This is a genomic window from Microcystis sp. M_QC_C_20170808_M3Col, assembly GCF_007095505.1.
Taxonomy (GTDB): domain Bacteria; phylum Cyanobacteriota; class Cyanobacteriia; order Cyanobacteriales; family Microcystaceae; genus Microcystis.
In genome coordinates this window covers 1-7,489 of record NZ_SFBY01000434.1, presented here as the reverse complement: position 1 = coordinate 7,489, position 7,489 = coordinate 1, and the positions used below count along the sequence as shown (strand labels likewise).

Annotated in this window: 5 protein-coding genes and 2 pseudogenes; 6 read left to right on the top strand and 1 reads right to left on the bottom strand. The window is 41.2% G+C overall.

Annotated elements, in window-relative coordinates; genetic code table 11:
* Window positions 1-544: 544 nt before the first annotated feature.
* The 6 genes and pseudogenes from EWV84_RS20030 to EWV84_RS20005 form a co-directional block, all read left to right on the top strand.
* Window positions 545-829: pseudogene (locus tag EWV84_RS20030) on the top strand (helix-turn-helix domain-containing protein); the annotation flags it as partial.
* A 326-nt stretch (window positions 830-1,155) separates the two neighbouring features.
* On the top strand, window positions 1,156-2,508 hold the full coding sequence (locus tag EWV84_RS20025; protein WP_287079621.1) for an RNA-guided endonuclease InsQ/TnpB family protein: 1,353 nt from the start codon (window positions 1,156-1,158) through the stop codon (window positions 2,506-2,508).
* The gene (gene hmpF / locus EWV84_RS20020; RefSeq protein ID WP_287079620.1) at window positions 2,487-4,112 is read left to right on the top strand and encodes a pilus motility taxis protein HmpF; all 1,626 of its coding nucleotides are present in this window, start codon (window positions 2,487-2,489) and stop codon (window positions 4,110-4,112) included. Before EWV84_RS20025 ends, hmpF begins: the two co-directional genes overlap by 22 nt.
* A 585-nt stretch (window positions 4,113-4,697) precedes the next feature.
* Complete coding sequence (locus tag EWV84_RS20015; RefSeq protein ID WP_287079617.1) at window positions 4,698-4,826, top strand: hypothetical protein; 129 nt, start codon at window positions 4,698-4,700, stop codon at window positions 4,824-4,826.
* 126 nt (window positions 4,827-4,952) lie between these two features.
* A complete protein-coding gene (locus EWV84_RS20010) occupies window positions 4,953-5,177 on the top strand; it encodes a hypothetical protein (RefSeq protein ID WP_287079616.1) in 225 nt (74 codons plus the stop codon).
* 268 nt (window positions 5,178-5,445) lie between these two features.
* Window positions 5,446-6,255 (top strand): squalene/phytoene synthase family protein, encoded by an 810-nt coding sequence (locus EWV84_RS20005; RefSeq protein WP_287079614.1) that lies wholly within the window; start codon window positions 5,446-5,448, stop codon window positions 6,253-6,255.
* A gap of 10 nt (window positions 6,256-6,265) precedes the next feature.
* Here the strand turns inward: EWV84_RS20005 and EWV84_RS20000 are convergent.
* Window positions 6,266-7,489, bottom strand: a pseudogene (locus EWV84_RS20000) (RNA-guided endonuclease InsQ/TnpB family protein); the annotation flags it as partial.

The following is a 7,489-nucleotide window of genomic DNA, read 5'->3' as shown; positions in this document are numbered from 1 at the left end:
ACCGGAAGGCAATTGATAGCCTGTTAAATTCCCTTGTTTCCACCACCTCCAAGCCGTTCGATAACTTATTCTTGTTTTTTTTGCCTAGTCTGATAGTTTCCTGTCTATATATTACCATGGCTGGCTATATATGACTATATTTGTATTGAAACTTTACAATACTTCATCTTGATGAGAGATGAGAAACGCTCTCTTACACCAAATCCGTTTTTAATAGTGTGATTAACTCTCAAGTTATCAATTGTTTCTCCCTGCTCCCCACTCCGAAGCTCCAGCGCTCCCTTCTCCCCACACCCTACACCCCACTGTCCTATACCTTTTAAACAGGATTTAGTATTACCTCCTCTTGTCACTAATAATAAATCTGATAAGCTAATTATTTGACACTCCTGGGCCTAAAGGCGTGAGGATTCTCGAAGCTCATCACTGCGCTTTCTGGTTTCCCTTACTCATCGAAAATTTTGGGTCTGAAACCCTGTCGTTCTACGACGGCTTTACCGTTAAATATTAGCGCATTTACACGATATATGCCAGAATGTGAAATATGGAGAAAGCCTACTCGTTTCGATTTTACCCAACACCAGAACAAGAGTCGCTATTGCGGCGCACCTTGGGCTGTGTAAGATTGGTTGACAATAAGGCACTCCATCTCAGAACACAAGCTTGGTATGAAAGACAAGAAAGAGTAGCATATGCTGAAACTTCTTCAACGTTGACCGATTGGAAAAAGCAAGAAGAATTAGACTTTCTCAATGAAGTAAGCTGTGTACCTTTACAACAAGGGTTAAGACATTTACAAACAGCTTTCACTAACTTCTTTGCTCAACGAGGATCTTAGTCCCCAGAAAAAGGGACTTTCCCCCATCAACATTTCCTTGTTAAAGACATGGGTTTTAACCTTGTACAGGTTAGAGGGTTATGATTCTTTAACAAAGGGAATTGACCACAATAAGCACAAAATCCGCCAATTATTGTCTTTATGTCGCTAAAATTTCGTTTCTCGCCGTATTTCTCCTTTTTTCTTGAGAATGAAACGACCCTACCCACGTCGGGGGGTTGGGGGGTGTTGCCTCTTGCCTCGTCTGGCCCAAGTAATTTAAATTACGAACAGCCTAGTGCATTTATGCTAGTATAACATCAGGAGGTAAAAATACAATGTATAGATGCCAGCAAAATCTAATGAGCATGGATAAACATTTAAAGGCTATCCTTGAGTTCATTTGTGCTGAGTCTCATAAACTGACTAACTGTGCAATTTATTATGCCCGTCAACTTTATTTCAAAACCGATAAAATTATTGGTAAATTTGATTTAGAGAAAGAGTATAAAAACAACAAACACTATCAAGTTTTATCCTCTCAGGCAGCACAGCAAATACTTAGAAGTGTTCCTGAGTCCTTTAAATCATTTAAAGAGCTAAACCAGAAATATAGAAAGGGAGAGTTAACAGATAAGCATCATTTACTTAAATACATAAAAAAAGAAGGTCTGTTCCTTGTCACTTATCCCAAGCAAGCCCTAAAATGGGTTGATAATCAAGTTAGAATCCCTTTAGGAAAAACTGTTAAGCAATGGTTTGGACTTGATAGCTTCTATTTGCCAATGCCCTCCAATTTGAGGTTTCAAGAAATTAAGGAATTAAGAATACTGCCCAGAAATCATTGTTTTTATGTTGAGTTTGTTTATGAGAGTAAACCAGTCGAGATTGAGGTCAATCCCGATAATGTGCTAGGTTTAGATCGGGGTTTAAAGAATTGGCTAACAGGAGTTTCTAGTCTCGGTACTAGCTTTATAATTGATGGAAGACATCTTAAGTCTGTTAATCGTTGGTACAACAAACAGGTAGCTACTCTCAAAGAAGGAAAACCTCAAGGATTTTGGTCAACCCAACTCGCTAAAATCACAGAAAAGCGTAATCGACAAATAAGAGATGCTGTTAATAAAGCAGCTAGACTGGTTATTAATTACTGCATTGAGCATCAAATTGGAGTGGTTGTTTTTGGATGGAATAAAGAACAAAAACAAGAATGTAATTTAGTCCAAAATAATCATCAATCTTTTGTTTCAATTCCTACAGCAAAACTCAAAGAACGCATTAGAAAAGTGTGTGAACATTGTGGGATTAAGTTTATTGAAACCGAGGAAAGTTATCCATTAAAAGCTTCTTTTTTAGACAATGACTCGCTACCTAAATTTGGTAAAAAAACCGAAGGGTGGCAACCATCAGGAAAGAGAACAAAAAGAGGATTGTATCGGGCTGCTCAAAATCAGTACATTAATGCTGATGCTAATGGGGCAGCTAACATAATTCGGAAAGTAAGCACAACACTTAATTTTAATTTAAGTCGAGTGTCTAGGGTCGTTTTGACTCGTCCCCAGAAATTCAAGTTCTGGTCAGCTAAAAAGACGCGAAGTCCGCTTAGAATTCTCTATCATTTATGGGTCGGAGAAGTCAAAAAAACTTTTATTATGGAGGACGACTACTCGTGCTATACCTTGCAGAAGTAAAAAAACAGACTAGAGGTTTTATCGGTGGTTACAAAACCGAATTGAAACTATTGGCCTGTCAGCATAACGATCAGACGTGGAGTGCCATACCGGGGGAAGATATCTTAACCTACGACGAAACTAACTCCCTGGGTGAAGGTGCGCTTCTCTTGGTAAATTTGAGCAATAATCGTCAACTGCAAGGAAACCCGGAATTAGCGGGAGCGGAGATGGTGCGGCAACTGCAAAAGATTGCCCGTTTGATGGAGCGCAGCAAGAAAGATCAAGAGAAAATCGAGGAGTGGAAACAATCCCTCACCTATCAAAGCGAGATTCTCAACCGCCAGAAAATGGAAATGGAGACAAGAATCGAGCAAATTGAACAAATAGAGGCAGAATTCGAGTATTTAGAGCGCAAAAGACAAGAACTGGAAACCCTAAAACAACAATTAAACGAGCAACAGCGACACCTGGAAGAAGGAAAAATAAATTTTAACTCCTCCCCCAATCTTTCCCCAGAAAAACAACAATTTATTCGCTCTCTAGCGGAGCGTTTAGCTAATAATCATGATCGGGGCAATTCTCCCTCACAAATTCTCCATTCCACTCTTGAATCTGTGCAGGAACAACAGACAATTTTAAATAGTTGTTGGCAGAGTTTAGAGGAGCAGAAAAAAGCTGTAGAAAATCGTCAGTTCGCCAACGATGAAATGCTCGATTATCTCGAACAAAGAGCGAGGGAATTACAGACGAGTCGCGGTGCTTTGGAAACGGCTAAAATACAATTACAAATACAAGAAACTGTTCTGAGTCAAAAACAGGAATTATTCGAGAGCCTTAACCTCACCCTACAAACCACTGATTCTACTCGACAAATGCTCCTTCGTCTCCTGCAAGGGGAAGAACTAGATTTTGATGGTAAAATCGATCTAGAAGCTCTTGAAAAAATGCCTTTAGAAGAATTGGAGAGCTTAGTTAAGAACTTACAAACAGACCTCAAGCGCTGGGAAATTTTTGTCAACGACCAAGAGGAAGAATTAACTCTCCAATGCCAAACCGTGGAAGAATTAGAAGCAAGAATGGCCACAATAGATGAATCAGAGCGAGCTAATTTAGAAGAAGAATTAGCCGAGGAACAGGAAAAAAAAGGAATGCTGGCGGCAACTTTGGTCGGACAAAGACGTAATCTCCACGAAAGGCAAGCTATTCGCTCTCAACATCTGAAAATTCTGCAACGGAGACAGGGAATTTTATCCCCAGAAGATGCCCAAAAATGTAGCTTTGAACCATTGTTAATTCTCTTGGAGGATAGTTATCAAAATAATCTCCAAGAAAGTCAACGTTTAGCAGCAGAAATCAAGCGACTACAAGAGGATTTACCAAAAAACAGAGATACTATTGATGAGCAATGGTCGGATTTAGAGCAAAAAACTCGTGAATTTGAAGAACAGGAGCGACAATGGCGCGATGCTAATCTGGCATTATTGCGTTTAAAAACTCAGGTACAACAGTACGAAACTTTCCTGCAACCCGTGCAGGATCAACTCGATCAAATCCGTCAAAAACTAGAAACTATCTCCCAATGGTTGATGCCTATGGAATCTAATGGTAGTGCCTATCCTTAGGCTATTAACAGTTAGGCTTAATTAGGGCTTCCTGAATAAATCTAAAAACCTTTTTGGGTAATACTTTTAGACTTTTTGTCAATCAAAAAGTACCAGGCATGGGAGTGATCAGGGGGAAAATTGAGGTACTTTTTCCCTGAAAATTAGGTAATTAGCCACCTCAAAACCGGTAAAACCCCACATCCCACACCCCACACCCCACACCCTGTCCCCACGAAAAACTTTTTCAGCAGACCCTAATTAGGGCTTCCTGAACAAAGAATACGGGGCAATCTGGACATAGATTTCGCCGTTTTTGCCGAGCAATGATAACTTTTATAGCTTTTTATCTATGGATAAAATAATTTAGATCAATTTAACTCTAGGTTAGGGTTTGCTGAATAAATCTAAAAACCTTGTTGGGTAATACTTTTAGACTTTTTCGAAATCAAAAAGTACCAGATCTGGGGGTGATCAGGGGGAAAATTGAGGGACTTTTTCCCTAAAAATTAGGTAATTGACCCCCTCAAAATCGGTAAAACCCTACACCCCACACCCCACACCCTACCCCCACCAACAAACTTTTTGCCGCAAACCCTAGGTTAGATGTGGTATGGACTAGGATTAGTAATTTATACTCAGATAGTTATGAGACAATCCGATCGAGAAATAATAATTTTAGCGGCTGTGGCCTCCCTCTTAGCGGTGGTGGCGGAAGTGGCAATCGCTTTTTAGATAAAAAAAACTGATTTATGAGGTTAAAGTCGGGCAAAATTGGCAATCAATGCCGAGGAAAGATATCGATAGAATGCTTGTGACAGGGGCAGCAATTGCGAGCGCCTCGATGAGCGAAATTAAAGCATGAATATTAGTGTAACCGGTCAGGTAAAAAGAATCGAAATAGGCACGGGAACTTGGGCATTAATTGCCGATAACGGTCAAACCTACGAATTAATAGACCCTCCCGCCGAATTAACCCAAAAAAAGGCAAAAGTGACAGTTATAGGTCAAATTCGCTCAGATGTGATGACTCTGGCCATGATCGGGCCGGTTTTACAAGTGATCTCCTTTCAATCCTTGCCATGAAGCCGCGAAATGCTACTTAAAAACGGGCAAAAACCGCTTTTTAAGCCTGTAATCTCGAAAAATTGCCGTAATTGTCCTTCGGCTATCCCAGAAAGAAAAATTGTCAAGAAGACCCTAAAGGTTGATTTTTTCGAGAATAATCTCGAAATTTTGAATAATCATCTACAATGGACAGCAACTTTGTCTTAGGAACATCGGAATCACCTAAACCGATCTATCTGATTGGTTTAACTCGTAGTTACCTAAGTTGGCGTGAGGAGAGGACTGAATGAATTTGCGCGATAATGCTTTAACGATTCTGCAAGAAACGAGTCGAACTTTTTATATTCCTATAAGTCGTTTACCGGATCGCCTGCTCGAGGCAGTAGCCTCAGCTTATCTCTGTATGCGGGCGATCGATGAAGTAGAAGACCATCCCGACCTAGATAACTTCAGTAAATCCCAGATATTAAGACAAATTAGCCTGAATTTACAAGCAGGTACTGAAAATTCCACCAAAGAGGACTTTGCTTTTGGCTTAGTCCATCGGGAGATTTTGCCGGAAGTAACCCTGAGAATTGGCGAATGGGCCCTGTTAGCGCCAGATTCGATCGCCCCCCGGGTTTGGGATGCCACGGCGGCCATGGCCGATCGCATGGCCTACTGGGCTGGGAATAACTGGGATATTCGCACAGAAATAGAATTAGATCAATATACCTTTAGTGTGGCCGGTGCCGTGGGTTTATTGCTGTCTGACCTCTGGAATTGGTACGACGGCACTCAAACTAATCGCAGTTATGCCATCGGTTTTGGTCGGGGTTTACAAGCGGTTAATATTGCCCGCAACCATGGCGAGGATCTGCGCCGGGGGGTAAGTTTTCTGCCCCAAGGTTGGACAATTATTGATATTCATAATTATGCCCGTCGTAATCTAAAATTAGCCGATTATTACACTCAATCGCTGCCGCAAGGACCAGCACTTGATTTTTGTAAGATTCCCCTCGCTTTAGCCCATGGCACTCTCGAAGTCCTAGCTTTGGGTAAGGAAAAACTCAGCCGCAGCGATGTCATCGCTTTGGTACAACAAATTACCCGTTGACTCTCCCCCGCTAACCGCTCGCGCAGTGTAGCGGGGGATTCTCGGTTCTTAGGCTTTTAACTAGATCGACCTGGTTTAACCGGACGATCCCCGTCAAATCGCCTCCGCGAGCGTTTTCTAACACGGTCAGCCCGACCGCGTTTTTTCCTCGGTTCTCGATTACCTTCGCTGATGCCGTATCTCTTGGTTCAATGTGGCCGCAAGAATCACACCGGTGAACTCTTTCCGATAACGCCTTTTTACCGGTAATCGCGCCACAATTCGGACACTCTTGCGAAGTTCCGTTTTTATCAACCTTAAGATAATATTTTCCCCGTTTCCAAGCGACAAACGGTAGTATCTCATTAATAAAACTACCGATACCCGAATCTAGAGATTGCTTTCTAACGATCCCTCTAGACCAGGAAACGAAGTTAATATCTTCAACGAAGATGTTATCAGCGATATCACAAAGGTAATGAGCTAGTTTAAAGTGCCAATCTCTACGAGTATTAGACACTTTTTCGTGTAATCTCGCTATCTTCTCCTGAAGTTTTAACCAATTGCTAGAGCCTTTAGTTTTCCGTTTCAAGCGTCTTTGTAGCAATTTAAGCTTACTCTGTACTTTCAACAAAAATCGAGGGGCTTTGATTAAATCTCCTCGTGAAGTAGCGACAAAACTTTCAATTCCCGCGTCAATTCCTAAACAGGTCTTCCCAGCCGTTATATCGGGAACGGATTCTTGGGACTGGAAGGAAACCGAAACGTAAAATAAATCCCGACGCTTTTTGGATAATTCGAGCTTGTTTAGGCTCAAACCCAGACGGGTACTCCCTAGATTTCCTAATCCGAATTTTTCCCAATTGTGGAAAATTTAAGTATTCGTCACCTAAGAAGTTTTTTGACAGCGCGGGAAAAACAAAACTCCGCATCTTTTTTTTGAATCTAGGAAAGCCAAAACTTTTCGACTTCATCTGGTCAAACGCCTTATCTAAAGTTTTTAAGACTTGCTGTAAAACTTGAGCGTTAACCGTCTTTAATATCGGATAGATTTTTTTAGCTTCCGTTAGATTTTTGGCTTGAACGAAGTAATTAGGATAGGGTTCATCCGCAGGAATTATGTACTCGGAAACTAACGAACAGCGATCCGCAAGACACTTTCGAGAGTTTAGCCAATCTTTCCGTTCCGAGAGCGCGTAATTGTAAACGCTTTTGCCAACATCAAGAATGTGGATGATCTCCCGTTCCTGTTGTC

Bases quoted from the DNA above. Each gene is read 5' to 3' on its own strand.
- EWV84_RS20005 (WP_287079614.1), top strand. From the start codon at position 5,446: ATGAATTTGCGCGATAATGCTTTAACGATTCTGCAAGAAACGAGTCGA.
- EWV84_RS20010 (WP_287079616.1), top strand. From the start codon at position 4,953: ATGAATATTAGTGTAACCGGTCAGGTAAAAAGAATCGAAATAGGCACG.
- EWV84_RS20015 (WP_287079617.1), top strand. From the start codon at position 4,698: ATGTGGTATGGACTAGGATTAGTAATTTATACTCAGATAGTTATGAGA.
- EWV84_RS20025 (WP_287079621.1), top strand. From the start codon at position 1,156: ATGTATAGATGCCAGCAAAATCTAATGAGCATGGATAAACATTTAAAG.